The organism is Salinivibrio sp. EAGSL (genome assembly GCF_013366455.1).
Lineage (GTDB): Bacteria > Pseudomonadota > Gammaproteobacteria > Enterobacterales > Vibrionaceae > Salinivibrio > Salinivibrio costicola.
Window position 1 is genome coordinate 107,153 of record NZ_JABWMG010000003.1, and the last position, 25,898, is coordinate 133,050.

Consider the following 25,898-nt stretch of genomic DNA (forward strand, 5'->3'; position numbering starts at 1 on the left):
CAATCCTAGCGTATAGTTTTATTGGCGTTTTGATTCTTGTGTCTAAAAAAATAGAATGCGCGTCGTTTATCATTGGCATGGAAAAGGAATAGAACGCCTGACAACGAGCCGATGATTTTTCAAACATAAACAGTTGCGATAGTGAGCACGATGTGTAGAATGCACTTCGCTTAACGTAGAGGTGCGTTGTTTATGAGTCATGCGCAAGAGGGTGATACCGATGAGGGCGCATAAAAGGAAACAATGCCGAAGCCAATCAGGTCATCACACCGATTGAGCTGGGGCTGTTACCGAATAGGGGCAGCACTGCCATAGTACTTAGAAACACACTATGGAGCGCTACTGTATGTAGGAGGCAAGTTGTTTGCCGTGTAATACCACGCCTTACCGTCTTCGTTTCTGCAGTAGATCTCCAACCACCTGGTTGATATTGAGATCATGAACTTAACAGACTTTTCTTCATCCGCTTTATCACTGCTTCCTCCGTTGCTGGCCTTGGGTCTCGCGATTGCAACTCGACGTGTCTTATTGTCGTTGGGTATGGGGATAATCCTTGGCACCGTATTACTGACGGATTTTTCACTTGTGCCCGCTAGTCAGTATTTACTGGACGTGATCACTGGCTTATTTATCGCTGATGGCGGTTTAAACAGCTGGAACTTGAGTATCCTCGCCTTTTTAATATTATTGGGCATGATTACCGCGTTATTATCCTTATCAGGGGGGACGCGCGCGTTTGCGAATTGGGCACAAAGCCGGATTAAGAGTAAACGTGGTGCGAAGTTACTGGCTGCTTTTCTTGGGGTATTCATCTTTGTTGATGATTACTTTAATAGCTTAGCGGTGGGGGCCGTTTCTCGCCCAGTCACGGATCGTTTTCATGTTTCACGGGCAAAACTTGCCTATATTCTCGACTCGACAGCGGCGCCTATGTGTGTGATTACACCGGCTTCCAGCTGGGGAGCCTATATCATTACCGTTATTGGCTCTATCTTGGTTGCGCATGGTGTTACCGATTACACCGCACTGGGTGCGTTTGTCATCATGATTCCGATGAACTTTTATGCCATTTTTGCGCTGCTGTTAGTGTTTGCCGTGGTCTGGTTTCAGCTTGATATTGGCCCCATGCGCCAATTTGAATACCAAGCAAAAAAAGGCAGCCGATTAGGTGATGAAAGCGAACATTGTGCTGATATTTGCGATGATTTAGGCATCGAAGAAAGTGAAAATGGCAGTGTAGCGGATCTGGTGGCCCCGATAGTCGTGCTAGTGATCGCCACGATTAGCGCCATGCTTTACACCGGTGCGCAATCTTTAGCCGCTGATCATCATGCATTCTCTATACTGGGAGCGTTTGAGAATACCGACGTCGGCATGTCATTACTGTGGGGCGGACTGGCCGGCCTGTTTGTTGCGCTAGTGATGACGGTTAAACAAGGCATTGCTAAGCCCGATATTGCGAAGACGTTATGGGTCGGCGCTAAATCAATGTTTGGTGCGATTCTTATATTGCTATTTGCTTGGTCGATTGGCCATATCATTGGTGATTTACAAACGGGTAAATATTTATCCTCGTTAGTGCAAGGTAACCTACCTGCTCAATTGTTACCTGTGGTTTTATTTTTATTGGCGGCAGTGATGGCATTCGCCACGGGCACGTCGTGGGGCACATTTGGTATTATGCTCCCGATTGCGGGGGATCTTGCGGCAGCGACGGATATTGCGCTGATGTTGCCGATGCTGTCTGCGGTATTAGCCGGTGCTGTATTTGGCGATCATTGTTCTCCTATCTCAGATACCACTATTTTATCCTCAACAGGGGCGCGCTGTGGGCATATTGACCACGTCGCCACGCAGCTACCTTATGCAATCGGGGGCGCAGTCGTTGCGACATTTGGCTCTTAGTGCTTGGCTTTACCGCCTCTTTGTTATGGTCATTAGCCGCGTCGACGCTGGCGTTCATTCTTTTGTGCTCGGGGTTACTTTGGCTTAAAAAGCGGCCCTGTCAATTGAAAGGATAGTCCTTCAAGCCCCGCATAAACGGGGCTTTTCTTTTTCTGCGGGTTCGGTAGCATGCCGGTGTATTGAATGATGTTGGCCCTGAAGTAGGGCGTTACGTGTAGAGACAGTTATGGCCCAGTTATATTTTTACTATTCGGCAATGAATGCCGGTAAATCGACCACCTTGTTGCAATCTGCGTTCAATTATCAAGAGCGTGGGATGCAGCCTTTACTGTTCACCGCCGCGATCGATAATCGCTACGGGCAAGGTAAAATAAGTTCACGTATAGGCCTGGACGCGGATGCACATCTGTATGACAACCAAACGTCGTTGTTTGAGCATGTGGCGGCCATTTTATCTCAGGACAAAGTCGACTGTTTGTTAATTGACGAGAGCCAGTTTTTAACCAAGCAGCAAGTACTGGAACTGACCGATGTCGTGGATAAATTGCGGATCCCTGTCCTATGTTATGGTTTGCGTACCGATTTTCGTGGTGAATTGTTTGAAGGGTCACAGTACTTACTCGCGTGGGCTGACAAATTGGTGGAGCTTAAAACTGTGTGTCATTGTGGACGTAAAGCCAGTCGTGTCATTCGGCAAGACGCTGAAGGCAACGCGATTGCAGATGGCGATCAGGTTGTGATTGGGGGCAATGAACGTTATGTCTCTGTTTGTCGTCGCCACTACAAGCAGATGCTCGGACTGCTCTGAGCAATGGAACCGGTGTGACACACTGAAAAGACAAAAAAGGCGAGCAACAGCTCGCCTTTTCTTCAATTTGGCCGATCGGGATCAGTGCTATTTCACTGCCTCTTGATCGACTGGCACAATTTGGCTGGCATGGTAGCCTTTAGGTCCTTCCTCGACTTCGTAGCTGACGGTTTGCCCCGCTTTTAATGTCTTATATCCATCCATTTGAATCGTAGAGTAGTGAGCGAATACGTCTCCTTCCCCTTCTCCTGGACAAATAAAGCCAAATCCTTTTGCATTGTTAAACCATTTTACTGTACCAGTTTCCATGCGACACATCCTTCTTGCATCAAACTTTGCATACCTCGTGATAAACGCCTTGTCACCTTCTGGTTAGCCTTGAGCTTGGGATTCCCCCTAGCGCAGACTGACCGAAGCCAGCTTGGTCATTTACCTACCACACAATCCACTTTAGTAGATACTTTTAGGCAGTCAAGCGCTGGCTATAACATATAACAAGAATGTAATAATAAATCGAAAAAGTGTGAGGGAGTGACGATAATTCATTAAAGAACAGACATGTCATTTGCATGAATGTCGGACTGTTATCGATGCTTTTTCGCTCGTGATAAGTGTTGTTTTTATGGTTTGTTTTATATAACACATTGTTTAATAATATTTTGTTTGAGAATTTTGTTTTTTTGTTGTGATTTGACGTTGTTTGCCGGCGCGGTATCGAGTTTACGAATGAGTGTTAGCGCCAAATGCGTAAACATGAAGGTTTATTGAATAATTGTAAGAAGAAAGAACACAGGATAAGCGAACATATGATCCTGCTTGCGTGGTGATAGCCCATCGGGTAGGTGTATGTCTGCCTTTTTTTTTGTGCACGCATACAGGCACCCGGTTGGTAACACATTTTCATGGGCTTTGGCATAGTCAGTGAACGAATTTGCGTGTTTCACCCTATATATATGTGCAACGATAAAGCACTACCATGATTAACAATTGCTCAGACAAACGATGTTCGCATTGAAAAGGTTGCTGGAATACAATCTGTAGCTTAACTTTAAAGACAGGTGGACGGGATTCGTGGATGGCAGTGCTGCCCCGCCACACAATGAGCCTTGATACCCTAACAATGCATTGAAGTGGTTATGAGTAATTGGAATCAATGGGGTTTGCCTGACGCAGAGCTTGAGGCGTCAGAAAAAACTAAGTTACAACCGCCATCGATGTACAAGGTGGTGCTCAACAATGATGACTACACTCCCATGGAGTTTGTTATCGAAGTGCTCCAGACGTTTTTTGCCATGGATGTGGACAAAGCGACACAAGTCATGCTGGCGGTGCACTATGAAGGAAAAGCGGTCTGCGGTGTGTTTACTGCCGAGGTCGCTGAAACGAAAGTGGCACAGGTAATGATGTATGCCAAAGAGCATGGCCATCCGCTACTGTGCACGATGGAGAAAGCGTAAGCTGCTTCATCACGCTTTAGCGCGGTTTTTGAGGGAGGTGCCTTTATGCTTAACAAAGAACTTGAAGCAAGTTTGAACGGCGCGTTTGCACGTGCGCGTGAAAAACGCCACGAATTTATGACGGTGGAGCACCTGCTTCTCGCGTTAATCGAAAATGCGGCGGCGCATGAAGCGCTGGTGGCATGCCGAGCTGATCTGGAGGCGCTACGCAAAGAACTCGACGCGTTTATTGAACAAACCACACCGCTGATCCCGGCGGATGATGAGTCGCGAGAAACACAACCCACGTTGAGCTTCCAGCGCGTCTTGCAACGGGCCGTGTTCCATGTTCAGTCATCGGGGCGCAGCGAAGTCAGTGGTGCGAACGTGCTTGTCGCTATCTTCAGTGAGCAAGAGTCGCATGCGGCTTATTTGTTGAAGAAAAATGATGTCAGCCGCTTAGACGTGGTGAACTATATCTCCCACGGCACCACCAAAGACGACGGTGAAGATCTTCCCAGTAGCGATATGGGGACAGAAGAAGCGGGCGCCGACCCAGGTGAAGATCGCTTAGAAAACTTTGCTACCAACCTAAACCAGTTGGCGCGCGTCGGTGGCATAGATCCCTTGATTGGTCGTGACAAAGAGCTTGAGCGAACCATTCAGGTGCTGTGCCGTCGTCGCAAGAACAATCCATTGCTGGTGGGGGAAGCCGGCGTGGGAAAAACAGCGATTGCCGAAGGGCTGGCGTGGCGCATTGTCGAAGGCCAAGTGCCCGATGTCATTAAAGACTGCGTCATCTATTCGCTAGATATTGGCTCGCTCTTGGCGGGGACCAAGTATCGCGGTGATTTCGAGAAACGCTTTAAATCAATTTTAAAGCAGCTTGAGAAAGAAGATCATGCCGTACTTTTCATTGATGAGATCCACACTATCATTGGCGCGGGTGCGGCAAGTGGCGGCCAAGTCGATGCTGCAAACTTGATCAAGCCGCTACTGAGCAGCGGTAAGTTACGTTGTATTGGTTCGACAACCTACCAAGAGTACGGCTCTATCTTTGAGAAAGAGCGTGCATTGGCGCGTCGCTTCCAAAAAATTGATGTGTTGGAGCCGTCTATCGACGATACCACCAAGATCTTGATGGGCTTGAAACCGAAATACGAAGCTCATCATGAAGTGCGGTATACCAACAAAGCGATTCGTGCGGCGGTTGAGTTGTCGGCAAAATACATCAATGAGCGCCACCTTCCTGACAAGGCGATTGACGTGATTGATGAAGCGGGCGCGCGATGCCGAATGGCACCTGCGAGTAAGCGTAAAAAAACCGTCAACGTGCCTGATGTTGAAACCATGATTGCAAAAATGGCACGGATCCCGGAGAAGTCGATATCTTCTTCCGATAAAGATGTGCTGCAGTCGCTAGACGACAAACTTAAGATGTTGGTGTTTGGGCAAGATACTGCGATCACGGCATTGTCAGAGGCGATTAAACTCAGTCGTGCCGGCTTGGGTGATGATAACAAACCCGTGGGGTCGTTCTTGTTTGCTGGGCCAACAGGTGTGGGCAAAACAGAGGTGACCGTGCAGCTTGCGCGTGCCATGGGCATTGAACTCCAACGTTTTGATATGTCCGAATACATGGAGCGTCACACCGTCAGCCGCTTGATTGGTGCACCACCAGGTTATGTTGGCTACGATCAAGGCGGCCTGCTGACGGATGCGGTGATTAAGCATCCTTACAGTGTGGTGCTGCTTGATGAGATCGAGAAAGCGCATCCTGACGTGTTTAACTTGTTACTCCAAGTCATGGATAATGGCACACTGACTGACAACAATGGCCGCAAAGCCGATTTCCGTAATGTTATCTTGGTGATGACAACCAACGCCGGGGTGGCGGAAACGGTACGTAAGTCCATCGGTTTGATTCAGCAGGATCACAGCCATGATGCAATGTCGGAAATTAAAAAGGTATTTTCACCTGAGTTCCGTAATCGTCTCGACAATATCATCTGGTTCAATCACTTGGATGAGCAGGTCATTTTGCAAGTGGTGGATAAATTTATTGTTGAGCTGCAAGCGCAACTGGATGCTAAAGGTGTTTCACTCGAAGTGACATCGGAAGCCAAACAGTGGTTGGCAGAAGAGGGCTACGATAAGGCGATGGGTGCGCGACCGATGGGGCGTGTGATTCAAGATAATCTGAAAAAACCATTAGCGAACGAACTGCTCTTTGGTTGTTTGATCAATGGAGGAACGGTTCGAGTGGTATTGAAAAATAACCGCTTGGACTTCCAGTTCAGTGATCAAATGGAGCCCGCGTAACGGCAGTTGCTCACGTAAGTGTTCATTAAAGCAAGCGTTCACCAAAAGCAAAACCCGGCCTGAGAGCCGGGTTTTTTTGACCGCGTTCGGAGGATTAACGCGAACGGAAAACGATGCGACCTTTCGACAAATCGTAAGGGGTCATTTCAACAGTGACTTTGTCGCCGGTCAGGATGCGGATGTAGTGCTTACGCATCTTGCCTGAAATGTGGGCAGTCACCACGTGACCGTTTTCTAGTTCTACGCGGAACATAGTGTTAGGCAGCGTATCCAATACGGTGCCTTGCATTTCAATTACGTCTTCTTTTGCCATTGAATCCTCTTAGGCTTATTCTGATAGCCAATTTTTTGACCGACAGATAATGCCTCTATTCTGAAAGTCTGTAAAGTTCGGGTGCGAATTTTACCCTGTTGGGGCGCACCTTGCTAGAAAAAATAGCGACTATTGTGGAATAACTGGCCAGGAAAAGGCCCGCCACTGCTGATTAATAAAGCGTTGGTGGGGATAATAGTCCGCTTTATAGCGCATCGCGGCGCAGGCATCGATTTGGTAGCCCAAATACAGCCAAGGTAACTGCATCGATTTTGCTAGCTGGAGTTGCGCTTGAATACTCACACGTCCTAATGAAAATCGGTGCTGGGGGTCAAAAAACGTATATAAGGCACTAAGGCCGTCATCCACCACATCGATCACTGCCACGGCGATCAAGCGTGAACGCTGTTCTTCATTTTGATACAGATGAATAAAGCGCGGGGTTAGCCAATCACTATGGATAAAATCTAAGAAGTCTTGCCGTTTGGCCGGGTACATGTTGCCCTCTGAGTGACGGGCGGTAATATAGCGGTCATACAACTCGAACCAGTGGTCATCTAACTGGTCACTGACGTGCATAGTGAGGCGCTTGAGCTGGCTGCGATGCCGCTTTTGACTTTTTGATGGGCGGTAATGGTCGACATCGACTCTCAACGCTTGGCAAGCCTGACAAGAAGGGCAATGAGGACGGTAGATGAGATGACCGCTTCGCCGAAAGCCTGCCGCTAACAGCGCGCCATAACGTTCGCGTTGATGGTATTCTGGAGACATCACCACCGCGAGTTGCTCAGTTTGATCAGTAAGATACTGGCAATCAGCGCCTGGTGTGACACCAACTTGGATTCCAACACTCATGTTATTCTCCAATCGGCAAGACGTTGCGGTGGGTAGCCATCAGCAATAGGGCGGTCACGATGTGCGTGAAGCGCGTCGATAAACGTATGACGTGACCAAGGTTGCGCACCTAATGACGCTAAATGGGGTGTCATCATTTGGCAATCAATATATTGCCCTCCTTGGTGAGCAAAATATTGGCTGAATTGCCACAGCGCGAATTTAGACCCATTCGTTGTGCTTGAAAACATGGACTCACCGCAGAAAATGGCCCCCACCGACACACCGTATAATCCGCCGACTAATGTATTGCCTTGCCATACTTCCACGCTGTGGGCATCACCTTGATGATGAAGCTGGCAATAGGCCGCTTGCATTTCGTGCGTGATCCAAGTTTGCTCCGGCCCTCGAATCTCGGCACAGATAGCAATAACGCGCTCAAAGGCCTGATTCAAGGTAACCGTCATTCCGGACTTTCTCGCTGCTTTTTGTAAGCTTCTGCTGGCGTGAAACTCGGTTGGCTGAATGATGGCCCGCTCACTGGGTGACCACCATAACAGCGGGTCATCTTCACCAAACCACGGGAAAATCCCATTGCGATACGCAGACATTAGCCGAGCAGGGCTAAGATCCCCCCCGATGGCAAGCAAGCCATCGGGATGATCTAGCGCCTCGGTGACGGGAGGAAAACGAACGTCATGTTGCGCTAAAGGAGGCAAATAGAGGGTCATCGTGTGCTCTCTGATTTACAGCCGATGCATCAATTGTGCATAGCGTCCATTGGCATCGATCAATGACTGATGCGTCCCTTGTTCAACAATCTGACCGGCATCCATTAAGCAGACAGTGTCCATCTGCTCCAAGCCAACAAGACGATGGGTAATGAGCACCACTGTTTTATCTTGGCAATGGGTTTTCAATAAAGACAGGATTTCGGCTTCAGTTTGCACATCTAAGCCTTCTGTCGGTTCATCTAAGAGCATAATCGGGGCCGAATGCAATAAACCACGCGCGATACCTAAACGACGGCGCTCACCGCCTGATAACTGGCGTCCACCATCGCCTAGCCAGGTGTCTAAGCCTTGCCCTTCTAATAGGCGCGCTAACCCGACCTGCGTCAATGCCTGAGATAATGCCGAGTCTGAGGCATTTGGACGGGCGAGAATGAGATTATCGCGGAGTGAGCCGTTAAAGAGATCAACCCGTTGCGTCACCACAGACATAGCATCACGTAACCTAGACTCATCCCACTCGCTCAACGGAACACCATCGAGTGTAATTTGCCCCTGAGTCGGATCCCATGCACGCGTCAGCAAGCTCATAAGGGTCGACTTACCACAACCTGTACGACCTAATAGCGCGACGGTTTGCCCTGCTGTGATGTCCAGCGAGACCCTTGATACCGCCTCTTGTGCCGCCCCAGGGTATTGATAGCTCACCTTATTCAAGCCAATTGATCCTGTTACCGGTCCTTTGTGGCCATCGAGAGGGAAAGGAACACTGGGTGGGCGTTCTGTGATGGCGTTGAGCCGTTTTGCGGCCGTGAGCGTTTTGCCTAAATATTGGAAAGCTGCCGTAATCGGCATCATCAGCTCAAAGCTTGCCATGGTCGTAAACGCTACCATGGCGATGAGGGGGCCTGGTGCACGATCGCCAACGCCATCGGCTGCCAGCCAAATCATCAAGACTAACGTGAGTCCGGTGGCTGCGATTAGCACGGCGTTAGCCCATCCTGTGATACGGGCCATATTCGCTTGCGCGTTGAGCATCGCTTGTTCGCTGTCGTCAATGCGCGCACGATATCGCTCACGAGCGCCAAATAAGGCTAATTCTGCATGGCCTTGCAGCCAATCTAGCAGGGCAACGCGGGTTGCGGCATTTTGTTCTAGTTGATCTCGGCCCTGATCCTTGCCCAGACGATAGAAAACGATCGGTAGACTGACAAGCAGTACCAGCAAACTCAGACCCAAGGCAATACCAAGCGTCGGATCAAACCAGCCCAAGAATAAGCTCACGGCTAATACGCCCAGTACACCCACAATCATGGGGCTAATAAGGCGTAGATAAACATGATCCATGGCGTCGACATCCGCCACCATGCGGTTAAGCAAATCACCATCACGCATATTCAGACGATGGTCGGGGACTAACGGCGCCAATTTACGGAAAAACGACACGCGGAGATCAGCAAGCAACTTGAAAGTAGCGTTATGGCTGACCACACGTTCCGCCCAGCGACCAAAGGTGCGCCCAATAGAAAACCCACGCACGCCCGCGGCTGGCAACATATAGTTAAAGGTGGCGATGCCTGCGATACCGGCCACTGCCGCTGCGGCAATGAACCAGCCAGAGAGAGTGAGCAAGCCAATGGCGGCAAATAAAGTGGCAAACGCGAGGACAATGCCCAAACTTAAGCCAAACCAATGACGTTTATACAAGCGTAGATACGGCAGGAGTTCACGCATCAAGATTTCTCCTATCGGCTGAAGCCAGCATCTCTGCCAGCGGCCCTGTGTGCGCTAATTGATGATACTGGCCTTGTTGAACCAGCTTTCCGTCGGCCATCAACCAGACTTGATCACTGTTAGCCAGTGCATCTAGACGGTGAGAGACCTGGATGCAGGTTTTAGCTTGAGTGGCAGCGTGTAAGCTTTCAATGACCAGCTTTTCACTGTGTGCATCCAGGCTCGCAGTCGGTTCATCTAGCACCCATAACGCACCGTCTTGCAACAAGGCGCGTGCGACAGCGACACGCTGCGCTTGGCCGACGGATAAGCCGCCATTGCGATCACCGACGGCGTGCGCAAGGCCATTTTTTAACCGCATCACGAATTCATCCACATAGGCTTGTGTCATCACCTGGTTAATCGTTTCTGGACTCGCATCGGGGTTGGCGAGCGCGATATTATCGCGAATACTGCCATGGAACAGTTGTGGATTTTGCCCTACCCAGCTAATGGCTTGTCGCCAATGCGAAAGTGCCAGCTCACTGCGTTCACAGCCATTAATGGTCAAGCTACCTCGGTAGGGAAGAAAGCCGAGTAACGCATTGATTAAGCTAGATTTTCCGGCGCCACTCACGCCAACCAGTGCGATATGTTCACCGGGCTTAATATGAAAACTCATGGGACCGGCGAGTACCTGGCCATCTGGGCTGAGCACTTCGAGAGCCTCGGCAGTGATGGTGACCGTGGCCAAGTCGGGAGTTGCTTCTCCTTGCGTGCCTGTATCAGGCTCAGCGTTTAAAAATGTGACAATCGATTCAGCAGCCCCAATCGCTTGCGCTTTGGCATGATAAAAGGTACCGAGATCGCGAAGCGGTTGGTAAAACTCCGGTGCCAACACCAGCACAAACAAGCCGGTAAAGAGCGAAATAGGCGCTCCGTAATGACCAAAGTCAAGCTCACCGATAAAACTAAAACCAAAATACACCGCCACAACCGCAATCGAAATCGCCGTAAAAAACTCAAGCACCGCAGAAGATAGGAACGCGAGACGTAATACTTCCATCGTTCGTTGACGGAACGTATGTGACGCCAGGTGTAACTGATCGGCTTCGGCATCAACGCGATTAAATAGTTTTAGTGTGGGTAGGCCACGTAAACGATCGTAAAAATAGCCGGATAAACGCTGCAGTGCTTTAAAATTCTTGCGGTTAGCATCGGCAGCTTTCATCCCGACCAGTGCCATAAACAGGGGAACCAGCGGTGCTGTGATTAAAAAGATCAGCCCAGATGCCCAATTGATTGGAAACACGACGACTAAAATCACTAAGGGGATCAAGACTGCGATCGCCATTTGGGGTAAGTAACGAGCGAAAAAGTCCTGTAACTCCTCAACCTGCTCAAGGATCAGGCTTGCCCAGCTCCCCGCGGGTCGCCCTTGAATACTCACAGGTCCAAGCGCATGAAGTCGGTTGAGTATTAACTGGCGGATGTGTTGCCGAATGACCTCACCACAGCGATAGCCAGTTTGTTCTTTGGCCCAACTACACCCAGCACGGGCTAAAACAACGCCGACCAATGTGAGAAAACTTGGCAGTAAGGCGTATTTATCGGTTTGCTCAATAATCAGTTGATGCAGCAGGTGGGCAAGAAGTGCTGCTTGGGCAATCAAAAGCACACCAGAGAGGAGTGCAATGCTAATCGTCGCAACTAACCAGGGTTTGGCTAACGTGCTCTGCGACTTGAGCCATTGGGTTAGCGCCCGCTGTTTAGATTTATCCATATCATCTTATTATTTTATCAAAGCCTGCCAACAGGCTGGGCAGGCCATCGAATGATAGCCTGCATGAGCGCGAGAAATTACTGATTCGCGAGTGCGTCGAGATAACGCTCGGCATCTAGAGCCGCCATACAGCCGGTCCCTGCAGAGGTAATCGCTTGACGGTATACGTGGTCCATGACATCACCAGCCGCAAATACGCCTTCGACGCTTGTCTGGGTTGCATTGCCACTTAGGCCTGATTCAACCTGGATATAGCCGTTTTCCATTTTCAGCTGGTCAGCAAAGATGTCTGTGTTAGGTTTATGGCCAATCGCAACAAAAACACCCATCACATCAAGGGTTTCGGTCTCATCGCTTTGTGTGTCTTTTAAGCGCGCTTGTGTCACGCCCATTTCATCGCCCAACACTTCATCCAATACCCGGTTAGTGTGCAGGACAATATTACCGTTCTTCACTTTGTCCATCATACGATCGACCAGAATTTTCTCAGCACGGAAGGTATCGCGACGATGGACAACATGCACTTCAGAGGCGATGTTAGAAAGGTATAAGGCTTCTTCGACTGCCGTATTACCGCCACCAATTACCGCCACTTTTTGGTTGCGATAGAAAAAGCCATCACAGGTCGCACAGGCGGATACGCCACGTCCCTTGAACGCGTCTTCAGACGGTAAGCCAAGGTATTGCGCAGACGCTCCCGTCGAAATAATCAAGGCATCGCAAGTGAACTCGCCGTTGTCGCCTTTTAGGCGGAAAGGGCGTGAGGATAAATCCACGTCATTGATGTGATCAAAAATAATCTCGGTATCGAATTTTTCTGCGTGGGCTTTCATGCGATCCATTAATGCGGGACCGGTTAGTCCTTCCGGATCGCCAGGCCAGTTTTCAACATCCGTGGTGGTGGTCAGCTGACCCCCTTGTTGCATGCCTGTTACCATAACAGGGTTTAAATTGGCACGAGCCGCGTAAACAGCCGCGGTGTAGCCCGCTGGGCCTGAACCAAGAATCAATAGGTTCGCATGCTTAATGTTACTCATTCACGTCTCCGAGCAGGAAAGAGGTTCGTTTTTTTGAATGGAGTGATTGTAGGTAAATTGGAAGGCTAAAGAAAGGGCACCGTGATGGTGCCCTCTATTTCTATCATTGATATTGCCGATTAATGGGCTGACTTCAGCGCATCCAGGGCATCAACGTATGGAAGATCAAAGCCTTCGGCCACTTCTTTGATGGTAACGTGGCCACTGATCACGTTAAGACCGTTACGCAAGTGCTCATCTTGAACTAAAGCATCGCGATATCCCTTGTTCGCCAGCTTCACAATGTAGGGCAGTGTTGCGTTATTTAAGGCAACCGTCGAGGTGCGCGCGACAGCGCCAGGCATGTTTGCCACACAGTAGTGGACAACATCATCAACGATGTAGGTTGGGTCAGCGTGGGTCGTTGCATGTGAGGTCGCGAAACAGCCACCTTGGTCGATAGCGACATCGACAACCGCAGCGCCTGGTTTCATTCGCTTGATATGGTCTTCGTTGACCAGTTTCGGTGCAGCAGCACCTGGGATAAGGACAGCACCGATAACTAAATCAGCGTTAAGTACGTGCTGGTCTAATGTTTCCTCGGTTGAGTAGACGACTTTGGCGCGGCCTTGGAATTCTTCGTCCAAGCGACGCAATGTATCGACATTTTTATCCAAAATAGTGACGTCAGCTCGGAGGCCAACCGCCATGCGCGCGGCGTTTGAGCCAACCACGCCACCGCCAAGTACGACGATTTTAGCGGGTTCGACACCAGGAACACCACTGAGCAGCATGCCCGAACCGCCGTGTGATTTTTCTAACGCTTGTGCACCTGCTTGAATAGACATACGGCCGGCGACTTCAGACATTGGCGCTAATAGTGGCAATCGACCTTTAGAATCTGTTACCGTTTCATAGGCAATGCAGATAGCTTTACTTTTAATTAAGTCTTCTGTTTGCGGAAAATCTGGTGCAAGATGCAAATAGGTGAACAAAATCTGTCCTTCGCGCAGCATGGCACGCTCGACAGCTTGCGGTTCTTTGACCTTGACGATCATGTCTGCTTTCGCAAATACGTCAGCGGCGGCAGGGAGAATGGATGCCCCAGCGGCTTTATAGTCATCGTCAGAGAAACCAATACCGTTACCTGCATTGGTTTCAACATAGACCGAGTGGCCGTGAGAAATAAGCTCACGGACACTTGCTGGAACCATACCCACGCGGTACTCATGGTTCTTGATTTCTTTTGGAACGCCAATGATCATGCTGTCACCTCTTGTTTATTTAGTGTTATCGGCTGGCTTGTTATTGAAATTGTCAATTTTCAGGCTAGTATAAAGGCAATAAACCAGCATTTGATGCTAAAGATTGTTTAGATGTTATTTAATTTGGTATATCTTTTTGCAAGGAAGTAACAAGGTGGAATAAAAAATGGTAGATACCAAAAACAAGCCCTCCAAGGAATTGGACCGTATTGACCGCAACATCCTAAATGAGCTCCAAAAGGATGGGCGAGTCTCCAACGTTGAGTTATCAAAACGTGTCGGTCTCTCTCCAACCCCCTGCCTAGAACGTGTGCGACGTTTAGAGCGTCAGGGCTATATTCTTGGCTACACGGCACAGCTTAATCCCCAGTATTTAGATGCATCACTGCTCGTTTTTGTGGAAATCACACTAAACCGTGGCGCACCTGACGTGTTTGAGCAATTTAATAAAGCGGTGCAGACACTAGAAGACATCCAAGAATGTTCGTTAGTGTCCGGTGATTTCGATTACCTACTTAAGACACGAGTAGCTGACATGTCGGCTTATCGCAAGTTATTGGGTGAAACCTTGCTACGTTTGCCCGGCGTGAATGACACACGCACTTACGTGGTAATGGAAGAGGTAAAACAAAGTAATCATCTGGTGATCCACACGCGTTAAGTGTTGGCCATAGGGTGAAGCAAAACATAACTAAAGCCGGGCATTGCGCTCGGCTTATTTTTTGTACGCCATGATTTAAAGAATGTGATATCTCGGTAAAGATTGAACGTAAACACGCATCATGCCTGCCGTCACGGCATGAATGTGATAAAGTCAGGGCAATCAGAGCAAGCCTCCATTCAGGGTGAGGAATGCGATTAACGAATAATATTAAACAGGTAATGATGGAGTTTTCTTTACGTCGAGAGCCGAAAACGGCTCAGCCGAAAGCGCGTTTAGATGGCGGTCAACGTTTAAAAGAGTGTGGATTCATCTTGGTCCTCGCCGCTGCTGTGTTTACCATGGTGGCATTGTTATCTTTTAATCCGGCTGATCCTTCGTGGTCGCAAACCGCATGGCATGGTGACGTTCATAATGCGGCTGGCGCGATGGGTGCATGGATAGCAGACAGCTTTTTCTTCTCGTTTGGGATCTTGGCGTATCCATTACCCCCTGCTGCTATTCTTGGCGGTTGGGTTTTTTTGCGGCGGCGTGGTGATAATGAACCCATTAATTACACCATTATTGGCGCACGTCTATTGGGGCTTCTGGTCCTTTTCCTGACCAGTTGTTCGTTGGCTGATCTCAATTTTGATGACTTTTGGCATTTTTCATCGGGTGGCGTGATGGGAGATGTCACCAATAGCCTTGCTTTGCCCTTGTTTAATGTCTTAGGGACCACCTTGGTCATGTTGTTTGGCTGGGCGGCCGGTTTCACCTTATTCACGGGAATTTCATGGCTCACGATCGTGGATCACCTCGGCGCGGTGACGCTAAATGGTATCACCTGGCTGGTTAATCGCGTGCGTGGCGATACCCCGACACAACTTGGTGCGCCTGGCTCATCGGCCCCCGAGCGCACAGACGTGACGCAATCGCGTGAGACTTGTGAACCGATGGAGCTGAGTGATTTACGTCGATTGACGCCGACATCGCCTGAGAAAGCGTCCGTTTCTGAGAAAAAATCCGTCGCTGAAAAAACGACAGAGACGGAAAAGGAAACCGTTGATCACAGCGCGCACGAGAGTGAAAGGTCGATCATCTTTGGTGGACATGCCACCGCTGAGCAAGCCGGTTCGACGCAGTCCGAATCCGCGCTGTCAGAGAGTGCGGATGAACCGGCATTGGGACAATGGCAAACCGCTGTTGCTGATGATGAGCCCTCTGCGTCGGTATTCAGCGCAGACACCGACTCAGACCCGCAAGCCCAAACACCGACTCAGCATGATCGTGAGTCGGTCGCAGCTTACGTGTCGACAGATTCAGAGCATTCAGAGACAAAGCTCTCAGAGACAAAGCATTCAGAGCCAGAGCACTTAGAGACAAAGCTCTCAGAAACAAAGCACTCAGAGTACGCTGATACCACCTATGGCAATCAAGATGGACTCTCGGAGCTAGAGCGCGCGGAGCAGGCAAGCAAGTTGGCCGATGATGACGAGGATCCTTTCCAAGAAACGATTCGCCAAGCACAAAAATCCCAACAGCAAGCGGCCGGGCTCGACCATCCTTTTTTAGTGAAAGATGAGCCCAATTTGCCTAAACCGGCAGAACCTTTCCCAACCCTCGATCTGTTGGATCCTGCGCGCCATACCGCGCAACAAGCCACGCGCGAAGAGCTAGAGCAAATTGCGCGCTTGGTTGAGGCGCGCTTGGAAGATTTTAAAGTGCAAGCACGCGTGGTGGGCGTGTATCCAGGGCCGGTGATCACGCGTTTTGAGCTTGATTTGGCGCCGGGCGTTAAGGTCTCACGAATTTCAGGTTTGTCTAAAGACTTAGCGCGTGCGCTATCAACCACCGCGGTGCGCGTGGTCGAGGTGATCCCAGGTAAACCTTATATTGGCCTTGAACTGCCGAACGAGCATCGCGAAACGGTGTTTATGTCAGAAGTGATTGGCAGTGAGCGATTTAAAAACAGCCAATCGCCGATCTCCGTAGTCTTGGGAAATGACATTGCCGGCGAAGCCATTATTACCGATCTTGGCAAAGCACCGCATATGCTGGTGGCAGGGACGACAGGGTCGGGTAAATCTGTGGGCGTGAACGTGATGCTGGTTAGTATGCTCTATAAGGCGTCTCCTGAAGATGTGCGCTTTATCATGATCGACCCTAAAATGCTGGAGTTATCGGTCTATGAGGGCATTCCGCATTTGTTGTCAGAAGTTGTCACCGATATGAAGGATGCGGGGAATGCGCTGCGTTGGTGCGTGGGTGAGATGGAACGACGTTACAAGCTGATGTCAGCCCTTGGCGTGCGCAACCTTAAAGGTTTTAACGAAAAGGTCAAAGCAGCAGAAGCCGCGAATAATCCGATCCCTGACCCACTATGGAAATCGGGCGACAGTATGGATGAATCGGCGCCTAAACTGGAAAAACTGCCCTATATCGTGGTGGTGGTAGATGAATTTTCCGATCTCATGATGGTGGTTGGTAAAAAAGTCGAAGAGTTGATCGCACGATTAGCACAAAAAGCACGGGCCGCGGGTATTCACCTTGTGTTAGCCACCCAACGTCCTTCTGTTGATGTGATTACGGGGCTGATTAAAGCCAATATTCCAACGCGTATGGCGTTTACTGTCTCGACCAAAACAGACTCGCGCACCATCCTTGACCAAGGCGGCGCTGAGTCGTTGCTGGGAATGGGGGATATGCTCTTTATGCCGAATGGTTCCAACCATCCGATTCGCGTGCATGGTGCCTTTGTCAGTGATGAAGAAGTGCATCGGGTGGTTAATAATTGGAAAGCGCGAGGCAAGCCGCAATATATCGATGAAATCACCCAAGGCGATCAAGGTGCAGATAGCTTATTACCTGGTGAAGCGCCGACCGGCGGCGATGGCGAAGAGCTGGACCAGTTGTTTGACCAAGTGGTTGAATTTGTGACCGAAAGTCGTCGTGGTTCCGTGTCTGGTGTCCAGCGTCGATTTAAAATTGGTTATAACCGTGCGGCGCGTATTGTGGAACAACTCGAAGCACACGGTGTCGTAAGTTCACCAGGCCATAACGGTAATCGCGAAGTAATCGCACCGCCGCCACCGAAAGATTGATCGAATGGAAGGTTCAATGACTCGATTTGCTGCTGTCCGCCACCTGTTGGCGGTGATATCTCTCTTGGTTGTTGTCAGCGCGCAAGCGCAAACAGAGGCGCAACAACATTTAATCGAAAGACTGAATAAGGTTGATGCGTTCAGCGCACAGTTTGAACAAAAGGTCCAAAGCCCAGAGGGTGACGAGATTCATCAAGCGAAAGGGACCTTGGCTATCCAACGCCCTAATTTGTTTAACTGGACCACCACGTCGCCGGACGAAACCATCATGATTTCTGATGGTGAAACCTTGTGGTACTACAGCCCCTTTGTTGAACAAGTAACTGCCATGTGGTTAGAAGACGCAACAGCACAAACACCCTTCGTGCTATTGACCCGTAACCAACCGAGTGATTGGCAGGATTACCAAATCACCCAGGAAGGCAATACCTTCACGCTCACGCCAAAAACCACCGGCACCATTGGTCAGTTTGATGTCACGGTCAAGCCCGATGGTACCTTGACTGGCTTTAGAGTCGTTGAGCAAGATGGGCAACAGAGTCAGTTCGCACTGAGTCAATTTAGCCGACAAACGCCAGACGCGGACTTGTTTTCGTTTACTCCGCCTGAGTCGGTCATGGTCGACGATCAACGCCAGTCACGTTAACCGCATCGGAGGATGCCTTGCCTACCTTGCCGCTCGATTTCGCTGAGGACTTCCGCCCACTGGCCGCGCGTATGCGGCCCGTCACCTTGGACCAATATATTGGCCAGCGCCATCTGCTTGGCGAAGGCAAACCGCTACGCCGTGCCATTGAGTCGGGGACGCTTCATTCCATGATTTTTTGGGGGCCACCGGGCACAGGCAAGACCACACTGGCCGATATTGCTGCGCGTCAAGCTAATGCTGAGCTGGAACAAATTTCTGCGGTGACCTCCGGAGTGAAAGAAATCCGAGATGCGATTGGACGTGCAGAGCAAAACAAGCAAGCCGGTGTACGCACTGTCTTATTCGTTGATGAGGTACATCGCTTTAACAAAAGTCAGCAAGACGCTTTTCTGCCTCATGTCGAGTCGGGGACCGTCACCTTTATTGGCGCCACGACGGAAAATCCATCGTTTGAGCTTAACAATGCCTTATTATCGCGCGCCCGCGTCTACCGACTGACAAGCCTGGATGATCGCGATCTTGAAGCCGTGATTGATCAAGCCCTTGCCGATTCGCAACGCGGGTTAGGTGAACAAACACTCACCTTCGATAAAGGCGTTAAAGCGGCGTTAACCGCGGCGTGCAGTGGCGATGCGCGCATGGCGTTGAATCTTCTGGAAATGCTGGCAGATATGGCCGATGGCCAAGTGACGCTGTCGATGCTTAAAGACGTTGCCGGTGAAAAAGTGGCACAATTCGATAAGCAAGGGGATGCTTGGTACGATTTGATTTCTGCGTTTCATAAATCCGTCCGTGGCTCGAGTCCTGATGGCGCCCTGTATTGGTACGCACGCATTGTCAGTGCCGGTGGCGATCCCCTTTATGTGGCGCGCCGCTTATTAGCTATCGCCTCGGAGGATATTGGCAATGCGGATCCACGTGCCATGCAGGTGGCATTGAATGCGTGGGATTGCTTTACTCGCGTAGGGCCGGCAGAAGGCGAGCGTGCGATTGCTCAAGCCGCCGTATATTTAGCCAGCGCGCCCAAAAGCAATGCTGTTTACACCGCATGGAAACAAGCGTTGCGAGACGCTAAAGAAACCGCCAACGTGCCTGTTCCCATGCACTTGTGCAATGCGCCGACCGCATTGATGGAAGATATGGGGCATGGGAAGGGCTATCGATATGCCCATGATGAGCCCAATGCTTATGCGGCAGGAGAGCGCTATCTACCGTCCGAACTTGGCGATACTCGCTATTATCAGCCCGTTAATCGTGGGCTAGAAATTAAAATCGCCGAAAAGCTCGCCTTTCTGGCCGAGCAGGATGCAAAAAGCCCGCAAAAGCGCTAGGCAAATTTACCCTTTTTGGGTAAGGTTTAGAGTGCAGCGACGCCATGAAGACGCAGTCTCCTCGTCGTGGTGACATCCACCGTCACCCTTGACCAATCGCGTAATACAATACGCAGTATCGACGCTTGTTTTCAAACGTGATGACAAGTGATAACCAACTAATCAACCCGAAAAGCACAGGATTAGCATGCTGGATTCCAAATTACTTCGAACTGAGCTGGAAGAAACCGCTCAACAACTCGCTCGTCGTGGCTTTACGCTTGACGTTGACGCTATGCGTGAACTTGAGGAACAACGTAAGGCGCTGCAAATTCGCACCGAACAACTGCAAGCAGAGCGTAATTCCCGATCGAAGTCCATTGGCCAGGCTAAAGCAAAGGGTGAAGACATTGCGCCATTGCTAGAAGAAGTGTCAAACCTTGGTGATGAGTTGGACGCAGCGAAAACAGAGCTCGCGGCGCTGCAGCAAAAAGTCAACGACGTGGTGATGAGCGTGCCTAACTTACCGGCGGAAGACGTCCCAAGTGGTAAAGATGAGTCTGAGAACCAGGAGATCATGCGCTGGGGTGAACCGCGTCAGTTTGATTTTGAGGTCAAAGATCATGTTGATTTAGGTGAGCTGTCCGGTGGTCTCGACTTTGCCAGTGCGGTAAAACTATCTGGCTCTCGCTTTATCGTGATGAAAGGGCAGATGGCGCGCATGCATCGTGCTTTAACCCAGTTTATGCTCGATTTACATACCAACGAACACGGCTATACCGAAATGTATGTGCCGTACTTAGTCAATGCCGACAGCCTCTATGGCACCGGCCAATTGCCTAAGTTTGGTGACGATTTGTTTAACACCAAGCCGGCCACCGAAGAAGGGATCGGCATGTCGTTAATCCCAACCGCGGAAGTACCTCTGACTAACATGGTACGCGATGAGATCATCGATGAAGCAGATCTGCCGCTGTGCATGACCGCACACACACCGTGTTTCCGTTCAGAAGCCGGCTCCTACGGACGTGATACGCGTGGGCTGATTCGTATGCATCAGTTTGATAAAGTCGAGCTGGTGAAAGTGGTGAAGCCTGAAGATTCTATGGCAGCACTCGAATCACTCACCGCCGATGCCGAAAAAGTATTGCAGTTGCTGAACCTGCCTTACCGAAAAGTACTGTTATGCACCGGTGACATGGGCTTTGGCGCGGCCAAAACCTATGACCTAGAAGTTTGGTTGCCTGCGCAAGATACCTATCGTGAAATTTCATCATGTTCAAATACTTTGGACTTCCAAGCGCGTCGTATGCAGGCGCGTTTCCGCCGTAAAGGTGAGAAGAAGCCTGAGCTGTTGCACACGCTCAATGGGTCTGGCCTCGCTGTGGGTCGTACCTTGGTGGCCATTTTGGAAAACTATCAGCAAGCGGATGGTCGTATCGAAATCCCTGAGGTATTACGTCCGTATATGGGTGGACAAACGCATATAGGCTAATGGGCTCACCGTGTGCTTAATAACCATGAAGCCGGCACGATTGTCGGCTTTTTTTATGCTTACATAAACGTGGGGATTATCGGTTAAGCACTGTCTGTCACGCACTGTCTGTCACGCGCTGTTTGTTTAGCGCTATCTGTTAAGCGCTATTTCGCGGCTCATGCAAGGGCGATAAGGTATTAAAAATATCGTCCTGTGGTGCAGGAAAGCCTGCTAATAGGTCGGCAAGACAATTATCGAGCACGGTGAGTATCACTGCATTGACGCGCTGAGACAGCGCGAGGCGACTGGCCAGTGGTGTCTCATTAGCTAACGGTTTCTCAGTTGCCAACGATTTCTCAGTTGCTAACGGTGCCTCAGTCGCCAAGGCCCGCTCAGCGTCGTTACTGAGTTGGGAGATAAGACGATCAATCTCTGTGTTTAGCGAATCCTCTAGGTTAAGGTGCTGGAGCTGGCATAAGCGTTTCACTAAAATTTGCTGTTGCAGGTTTAATGACTGGCTCGCGTTTGGCGTCGCTTTGTGTAACTGAATACTGGCGTAAGAATATCGCTGACGTGCTTGTAATAATTCTAAAACGGCATACCACACGTGTTGATAATGCGACAAGCTGGCTTCGTCATTGTGGGCTATCAGGAAGGGGGGCACCGCCTCGTCAACAAGATAAATAATATGTTGTAACGCGCGGTTTTTCATCCGTGCTTGTGTGACTTCATCGTATTGCGGTAGCGCATGTAAATGATGAAATAAAAGCCGATACATCGGTTTTTGTGCCTGAGGCGCTAAGTGGTGCAATTGACGAATTTGACTGAGTAAATGTTGGTAGTCACTGGAAGCAATATGTGTTTGAGCGGCCAGCTCACGTGCGTGCTGCAGCAGCGCACGTAATTCATGTAGCTGATGTAACGGCCAATCTGGGCGTTGACGGTAAAGTACGACGGCGACGACGACCGCTATTCCGAGCGCCAGTGCGCCTACCATGACTAACCATCCCATATGCTCTCCTTGCGATCGCGACTCTCCGTTATCAAGCTCAGCATGAACTGTGCCAAAGATGAGAAGCGGGTCACATCCTATGAAAGCGGCGTTAAGGGCATCAAGATCAGATAAAAACGCACTATGATAGCGCTTGAGCGCACTCAAACGGTGCAAACTATCAAACGCTGCAAACTAAGAGAGTCGCAGGCAAAAAAAAGAGCCCTGGTTGGGCCCTTTGATGTTTTAGCTATCGCGCTGTTTTACATGACGCGCATGCCAGGTTGAGCCCCTTCATGCGGCTCTAAAATCCAGATTTCTTTGCCACCCGGACCCGCCGCGAGGATCATGCCCTCTGACATGCCGAATTTCATCTTGCGAGGCTTTAAGTTGGCGACCATGACGGTGTGCTTACCCACGAGATCTTCCGGCTTGTAGGCCGATTTGATCCCAGAGAACACCTGACGCGTTTCACCGCCAATATCAAGCTTAAACTTCAGCAGTTTGTCCGCTTTTGGCACCGCCTCACACTCAACAATTTTAGCGATACGCAGATCGACCTTAGCAAAGTCACCAAATTCGATTTCATCGGCAATCGGCTCGTTCGCTAACGGCCCTTGTGCTTTGGCCTTTTCTGCTTGTTCAGCGGCAGCATCTTCCTTGCTCGCGGCGATCATGGCGTCGACGGCTTTCGGATCGATACGGTTAAACAGTGCCTTGAACTTGCTAATGCGATGGCCGGTCAGTGGCGTCGCAATGCTTTCCCACGTCAAGGTATCATTCAAAAAGCCTTCCGTGCGCTCTGCCAGCTTAGGCATCACAGGTTTGAGGTACGTCATCAGCACACGGAATAGGTTAATCCCCACAGAGCAAATCGCTTGTAGTTCGGCGTCTTTTCCTTCTTCTTTAGCGATCACCCATGGCGCCTTTTCGTCCACGTATTGGTTGGCTTTGTCGGCCAAGCCAATAATTTCGCGGATGGCGCGGTTAAACTCTCGGGCTTCGTAAAGCTCACCAATGTATTCAGCTTTGTCGATGAACGATTGATAAAGCTCGGATTCGGCGCACGTATCAGAGAGCTGACCATCAAAGCGCTTAGTGATAAAGCCAGCGTTACGTGATGCCAGGTTGACGACCTTGTTGACAACATCCGTGTTCACACGCTGAATAAAATCATCCAGGCTTAAATCCAGATCATCAATGCGGCTATTGAGCTTGGCCGCGTAATAATACCGCAGGCATTCTGGATCAAGATGGTCCAAATAGGTACTGGCTTTGATAAATGTCCCTTTTGACTTGGACATTTTCGCGCCATTGACCGTGACATAGCCGTGCACGAAGACGTTGTTAGGTTTACGGAAGCCAGCACCGTCCAGCATGGCAGGCCAGAACAGACTATGGAAATAAACAATATCTTTGCCGATGAAATGGTATAGCTCGGTGTCGCTATTAGCCTTCCAGTATTCATCAAAGTCGATATCACCGCGTTTGTCACAATAGTTTTTAAACGACCCCATATAGCCGATCGGTGCATCGAGCCAAACGTAGAAAAACTTGCCGGGTTGGTCGGGGATTTCAAAACCAAAGTAGGGCGCATCGCGGGAGATATCCCACTGCTGAAGACCGGTTTCGAACCACTCATTCATCTTGTTAGCGATTTCGCTTTGCAGCGAACCAGACTTGATCCACTCGTTAAGCATTTGCTCGAACTGTGGTAAATCGAAGAAAAAGTGCTCTGAATCACGCATCACCGGCGTGGCACCGCTGACTGCGGAACGAGGATTGATCAATTCAGCCGGCGTATAGGTTTCACCACAGTTATCACAGTTATCGCCGTATTGATCGTCGGCGTGACACTTCGGACATTCGCCTTTGACAAAGCGATCCGGCAAGAACATTTCTTTTTCCGGATCAAACAGCTGAGATATCGTGCGGCTGGTGATATAACCTTTATCACGAAGTTGCGTATAAATGAATGACGCTAATTCGCGGTTTTCATCACTGTGGGTGCTGTGGTAATTATCGAAGCTGATATCAAAGCCATCAAAATCTGCCTGGTGCTCTTGTTGCACGCCGGCGATCATGGCTTCTGGCTCGACACCCATTTGCTGCGCTTTTAACATGATAGGTGTGCCGTGAGCATCGTCAGCACAAATAAAGTGAGTGGTGTTGCCACGCAGGCGTTGATAGCGAACCCATACATCTGCCTGAATATGCTCGAGCATGTGGCCCAAATGAATCGAGCCGTTCGCATAAGGCAGCGCACAGGTCACCAGAATTTTCCGTGGGTTTGCAGCCATAATCTTGTTTATTCGCTCTTATGATATGAATGGAATGATTGCGGAAATCTTACCTGATACGATATGCCTTGCCTAGTGTAAGGCCGGGTCCTCATGCGTTTATCCGTTAAAGACGCACACGAGCGGCTAACATATTTCAATCAACGGGATGGTGCTGGATGTTTTTTGGGTCCAAAAAGAAAAAAACAAAAAAAGAAGACACAGCTGCTTCGCTCTCAAACCTTGATGATGCGATCGCGTTACTTAATCAATTCTCATACCCGCAGTTGGTCGAGCAGTGGGCAAGCCAAACGGGGTGGGTGAGAACCGCAGATCATGGCTTTAGGGTCACGTTCCCCTTTGCGGCGCACTCTATCGCTGAAGCGCTTAAAGATTGGCTCAGTGCGCAGTCTGATGCCCTTGCCAACCAATTTGAACTGATACAACGGGTAGCACCGTTAAAAACGGGCGAAAAAACGCCGGTGAAAGGGGTGAAAAACCTGATTGTTGTGAGCTCAGCGAAAGGTGGCGTCGGTAAATCGACTACCGCTGTAAACCTAGCGCTTGCGTTGCACGCGGAGGGCGCTGCAGTCGGCATTGTTGATGCGGATGTGTATGGGCCGTCTTTACCTATCATGTTGGGCGCCAAAGATAGTGAGCCACAAACCCATGATGGCAAGTTAATGGAGCCTGTGACGCGCCATGGTATCGCCTCAAATTCGATCGGTTATCTGGTGCCCGCAGAGAACGCGACTGTTTGGCGAGGTCCTATGGCCTCAAAAGCGTTTGCACAGCTGATCAACGAAACACGGTGGCCCGAGCTGGATTATTTAGTCGTCGATATGCCGCCTGGTACCGGTGACATCCAACTGAGTTTGGCGCAACAGTTTCCGGTGACAGGCGCGATTGTGGTGACAACGCCACAAGATTTGGCATTGGCCGATGCGGTGAAAGGGGTGGCGATGTTTGAAAAAGTTCACGTTCCCGTGTTGGGCGTGGTAGAAAACATGAGTTATCACATTTGCTCGCAATGCGGCCATCATGAAGCCATTTTTGGCTCAGGGGGTGCCGATAAAATGGCGCAAGAGCAGGGGACGCCAGTGCTTGCACAGGTACCGCTTCATGTCGCGATTCGGGAAGATATTGATGCCGGTGTGCCAAGCATGGTCGCGCGCCCTAACAGTGAGCATGCGGCGGTTTATCGACAGATGGCAGCGACGGTCGCCAGTCAGCTCTACTGGCAAGGTGAAACACGTCCTGAACAGATTAGCGTACAAACTGTGTCGCCCTGATTGCGCAACCGGCCGTGATTTATCGGCTAA

19 protein-coding genes, 1 pseudogene and 1 riboswitch are annotated in these 25,898 nt (G+C 50.0%); of the genes and pseudogenes, 10 read left to right on the forward strand and 10 right to left on the reverse strand.

All coding sequences use genetic code 11. From position 1 onward, the window contains the following. Positions 1 to 168 precede the first annotated feature (168 nt). Positions 169 to 350: riboswitch (Lysine riboswitch) on the forward strand. A gap of 88 nt (positions 351 to 438) precedes the next feature. Both HLG76_RS02950 and HLG76_RS02955 read left to right on the forward strand, forming a co-directional pair. After that, a pseudogene (locus HLG76_RS02950) lies at positions 439 to 2,021 on the forward strand (Na+/H+ antiporter NhaC family protein). A gap of 110 nt (positions 2,022 to 2,131) precedes the next feature. Further along, on the forward strand, positions 2,132 to 2,713 hold the full coding sequence (locus tag HLG76_RS02955) for a thymidine kinase (protein ID WP_021022430.1): 582 nt from the start codon (positions 2,132 to 2,134) through the stop codon (positions 2,711 to 2,713). An 87-nt stretch (positions 2,714 to 2,800) separates the two neighbouring features. Here HLG76_RS02955 and cspD read toward each other — a convergent pair whose 3' ends face one another. Then, entirely contained in the window at positions 2,801 to 3,022 is a 222-nt protein-coding gene (gene cspD / locus HLG76_RS02960) for a cold shock domain-containing protein CspD (protein WP_021022429.1), read from the reverse strand. An 827-nt stretch (positions 3,023 to 3,849) separates the two neighbouring features. Here cspD and clpS point away from each other — a divergent pair. Beyond that, a complete protein-coding gene (gene clpS, locus HLG76_RS02965) occupies positions 3,850 to 4,170 on the forward strand; it encodes an ATP-dependent Clp protease adapter ClpS (protein ID WP_021022427.1) in 321 nt (106 codons plus the stop codon). 45 nt (positions 4,171 to 4,215) lie between these two features. After that, positions 4,216 to 6,471 (forward strand): ATP-dependent Clp protease ATP-binding subunit ClpA, encoded by a 2,256-nt coding sequence (clpA, locus tag HLG76_RS02970; RefSeq protein WP_175993029.1) that lies wholly within the window; start codon positions 4,216 to 4,218, stop codon positions 6,469 to 6,471. 94 nt (positions 6,472 to 6,565) lie between these two features. Here the strand turns inward: clpA and infA are convergent, their stop codons facing one another. The 7 genes from infA to ald all read right to left on the reverse strand — a co-directional run bounded on the left by infA (position 6,566) and on the right by ald (position 14,126). Beyond that, positions 6,566 to 6,784: a translation initiation factor IF-1 gene (gene infA, locus HLG76_RS02975; RefSeq protein WP_021022425.1), complete on the reverse strand. Its 219-nt coding sequence runs from the start codon at positions 6,782 to 6,784 to the stop codon at positions 6,566 to 6,568. Positions 6,785 to 6,913: 129 nt separating this feature from the next. Continuing rightward, the gene (locus tag HLG76_RS02980) at positions 6,914 to 7,639 is read right to left on the reverse strand and encodes an arginyltransferase (protein WP_077575858.1); all 726 of its coding nucleotides are present in this window, start codon (positions 7,637 to 7,639) and stop codon (positions 6,914 to 6,916) included. Then, a complete protein-coding gene (gene aat, locus HLG76_RS02985; RefSeq protein ID WP_175993030.1) occupies positions 7,636 to 8,349 on the reverse strand; it encodes a leucyl/phenylalanyl-tRNA--protein transferase in 714 nt (237 codons plus the stop codon). The genes HLG76_RS02980 and aat overlap by 4 nt, the downstream gene beginning before the upstream one ends. A 15-nt stretch (positions 8,350 to 8,364) precedes the next feature. Beyond that, on the reverse strand, positions 8,365 to 10,083 hold the full coding sequence (gene cydC, locus HLG76_RS02990) for a cysteine/glutathione ABC transporter ATP-binding protein/permease CydC (RefSeq protein WP_175993031.1): 1,719 nt from the start codon (positions 10,081 to 10,083) through the stop codon (positions 8,365 to 8,367). Beyond that, entirely contained in the window at positions 10,076 to 11,845 is a 1,770-nt protein-coding gene (cydD, locus tag HLG76_RS02995) for a cysteine/glutathione ABC transporter permease/ATP-binding protein CydD (RefSeq protein WP_175993032.1), read from the reverse strand. Before cydD ends, cydC begins: the two co-directional genes overlap by 8 nt. A 77-nt stretch (positions 11,846 to 11,922) precedes the next feature. Then, positions 11,923 to 12,882, reverse strand: a complete 960-nt coding sequence (trxB, locus tag HLG76_RS03000) for a thioredoxin-disulfide reductase (RefSeq protein ID WP_077460191.1) — start codon at positions 12,880 to 12,882, stop codon at positions 11,923 to 11,925. 119 nt (positions 12,883 to 13,001) lie between these two features. After that, complete coding sequence (ald, locus tag HLG76_RS03005) at positions 13,002 to 14,126, reverse strand: alanine dehydrogenase (protein ID WP_021022420.1); 1,125 nt, start codon at positions 14,124 to 14,126, stop codon at positions 13,002 to 13,004. Positions 14,127 to 14,292: 166 nt separating this feature from the next. Here ald and lrp point away from each other — a divergent pair, with 166 nt between their 5' ends. The 5 genes from lrp (at position 14,293) to serS (ending at position 21,324) form a co-directional block, all read left to right on the forward strand. After that, on the forward strand, positions 14,293 to 14,787 hold the full coding sequence (gene lrp / locus HLG76_RS03010) for a leucine-responsive transcriptional regulator Lrp (protein WP_077460192.1): 495 nt from the start codon (positions 14,293 to 14,295) through the stop codon (positions 14,785 to 14,787). A gap of 224 nt (positions 14,788 to 15,011) precedes the next feature. After that, positions 15,012 to 17,870, forward strand: coding sequence for a DNA translocase FtsK (locus HLG76_RS03015; protein ID WP_175993052.1), 2,859 nt, complete (start codon positions 15,012 to 15,014; stop codon positions 17,868 to 17,870). Positions 17,871 to 17,886: 16 nt separating this feature from the next. Continuing rightward, a complete protein-coding gene (lolA, locus tag HLG76_RS03020) occupies positions 17,887 to 18,516 on the forward strand; it encodes an outer membrane lipoprotein chaperone LolA (RefSeq protein WP_175993033.1) in 630 nt (209 codons plus the stop codon). 71 nt (positions 18,517 to 18,587) lie between these two features. Beyond that, a complete protein-coding gene (locus tag HLG76_RS03025; RefSeq protein WP_303245977.1) occupies positions 18,588 to 19,850 on the forward strand; it encodes a replication-associated recombination protein A in 1,263 nt (420 codons plus the stop codon). Positions 19,851 to 20,037: 187 nt separating this feature from the next. Then, on the forward strand, positions 20,038 to 21,324 hold the full coding sequence (gene serS, locus HLG76_RS03030; RefSeq protein ID WP_077460193.1) for a serine--tRNA ligase: 1,287 nt from the start codon (positions 20,038 to 20,040) through the stop codon (positions 21,322 to 21,324). Between the two features lie 139 nt (positions 21,325 to 21,463). Here serS and HLG76_RS03035 read toward each other — a convergent pair whose 3' ends face one another. Continuing rightward, a complete protein-coding gene (locus tag HLG76_RS03035) occupies positions 21,464 to 22,318 on the reverse strand; it encodes a hypothetical protein (RefSeq protein WP_175993035.1) in 855 nt (284 codons plus the stop codon). Between the two features lie 242 nt (positions 22,319 to 22,560). Continuing rightward, positions 22,561 to 24,597, reverse strand: a complete 2,037-nt coding sequence (gene metG / locus HLG76_RS03040; RefSeq protein WP_175993036.1) for a methionine--tRNA ligase — start codon at positions 24,595 to 24,597, stop codon at positions 22,561 to 22,563. Between the two features lie 158 nt (positions 24,598 to 24,755). Here metG and apbC point away from each other — a divergent pair, with 158 nt between their 5' ends. Further along, positions 24,756 to 25,868 (forward strand): iron-sulfur cluster carrier protein ApbC, encoded by a 1,113-nt coding sequence (gene apbC / locus HLG76_RS03045; RefSeq protein ID WP_175993037.1) that lies wholly within the window; start codon positions 24,756 to 24,758, stop codon positions 25,866 to 25,868. Positions 25,869 to 25,898: the final 30 nt, after the last annotated feature.

Bases quoted from the DNA above. Each gene is read 5' to 3' on its own strand.
- HLG76_RS02955 (WP_021022430.1), top strand. From the start codon at position 2,132: ATGGCCCAGTTATATTTTTACTATTCGGCAATGAATGCCGGTAAATCG.
- cspD (WP_021022429.1), bottom strand. From the start codon at position 3,022: ATGGAAACTGGTACAGTAAAATGGTTTAACAATGCAAAAGGATTTGGC.
- clpS (WP_021022427.1), top strand. From the start codon at position 3,850: ATGAGTAATTGGAATCAATGGGGTTTGCCTGACGCAGAGCTTGAGGCG.
- clpA (WP_175993029.1), top strand. From the start codon at position 4,216: ATGCTTAACAAAGAACTTGAAGCAAGTTTGAACGGCGCGTTTGCACGT.
- infA (WP_021022425.1), bottom strand. From the start codon at position 6,784: ATGGCAAAAGAAGACGTAATTGAAATGCAAGGCACCGTATTGGATACG.
- HLG76_RS02980 (WP_077575858.1), bottom strand. From the start codon at position 7,639: ATGAGTGTTGGAATCCAAGTTGGTGTCACACCAGGCGCTGATTGCCAG.
- aat (WP_175993030.1), bottom strand. From the start codon at position 8,349: ATGACCCTCTATTTGCCTCCTTTAGCGCAACATGACGTTCGTTTTCCT.
- cydC (WP_175993031.1), bottom strand. From the start codon at position 10,083: ATGCGTGAACTCCTGCCGTATCTACGCTTGTATAAACGTCATTGGTTT.
- cydD (WP_175993032.1), bottom strand. From the start codon at position 11,845: ATGGATAAATCTAAACAGCGGGCGCTAACCCAATGGCTCAAGTCGCAG.
- trxB (WP_077460191.1), bottom strand. From the start codon at position 12,882: ATGAGTAACATTAAGCATGCGAACCTATTGATTCTTGGTTCAGGCCCA.
- ald (WP_021022420.1), bottom strand. From the start codon at position 14,126: ATGATCATTGGCGTTCCAAAAGAAATCAAGAACCATGAGTACCGCGTG.
- lrp (WP_077460192.1), top strand. From the start codon at position 14,293: ATGGTAGATACCAAAAACAAGCCCTCCAAGGAATTGGACCGTATTGAC.
- HLG76_RS03015 (WP_175993052.1), top strand. From the start codon at position 15,012: ATGGAGTTTTCTTTACGTCGAGAGCCGAAAACGGCTCAGCCGAAAGCG.
- lolA (WP_175993033.1), top strand. From the start codon at position 17,887: ATGACTCGATTTGCTGCTGTCCGCCACCTGTTGGCGGTGATATCTCTC.
- HLG76_RS03025 (WP_303245977.1), top strand. From the start codon at position 18,588: ATGCGGCCCGTCACCTTGGACCAATATATTGGCCAGCGCCATCTGCTT.
- serS (WP_077460193.1), top strand. From the start codon at position 20,038: ATGCTGGATTCCAAATTACTTCGAACTGAGCTGGAAGAAACCGCTCAA.
- HLG76_RS03035 (WP_175993035.1), bottom strand. From the start codon at position 22,318: ATGGGATGGTTAGTCATGGTAGGCGCACTGGCGCTCGGAATAGCGGTC.
- metG (WP_175993036.1), bottom strand. From the start codon at position 24,597: ATGGCTGCAAACCCACGGAAAATTCTGGTGACCTGTGCGCTGCCTTAT.
- apbC (WP_175993037.1), top strand. From the start codon at position 24,756: ATGTTTTTTGGGTCCAAAAAGAAAAAAACAAAAAAAGAAGACACAGCT.